1 protein-coding gene is annotated in these 554 nt (G+C 46.2%); it reads left to right on the plus strand.

Annotated features, from left to right (window positions below; genetic code table 11):
- Positions 1–554: 7-cyano-7-deazaguanine/7-aminomethyl-7-deazaguanine transporter (locus R7093_RS27325; RefSeq protein ID WP_318147294.1), on the plus strand; the 554-nt coding region annotated here is incomplete at both ends.

The following is a 554-nucleotide window of genomic DNA, read 5'->3' on the forward strand; positions in this document are numbered from 1 at the left end:
ATCTATCTGGTTTTATTCCATCTAGTCATTATTGCATCCAGCAATTATCTGGTTCAGCTACCGTTTACTATCTTCGGTCTGCACACCACTTGGGGCGCATTCACCTTCCCATTTATCTTCCTAGCGACAGACTTAACTGTTCGTATTTTTGGTGCTCAGTTAGCGCGTAAGATCATCTTCTTAGTGATGTTGCCTGCGTTAGCGGTGTCTTACTTCCTGTCGGTTGTGTTCTTTGAAGGTCAGTTCCAAGGCTTTGGCCATCTAGGGGAATTTAACCTGTTTGTCGCACGTATTGCGATTGCGAGTTTCATGGCTTACTTACTTGGTCAGATCATGGATGTGCATGTGTTCAACCGCCTACGCCAAATGAAGCAGTGGTGGGTAGCACCAACGTGTTCGACACTCTTTGGTAATGCGCTAGATACCATCGCGTTCTTTGCGATTGCATTCTACCAAAGTCCAGATCCATTTATGGCTGAGCATTGGACGGAAATCGCGCTGGTGGATTACGGCTTCAAGTTGGTGATCAGCCTTGGCTTGTTTGTCCCAATGTA

It is taken from the genome of Vibrio sp. 1580 (assembly GCF_033340055.1).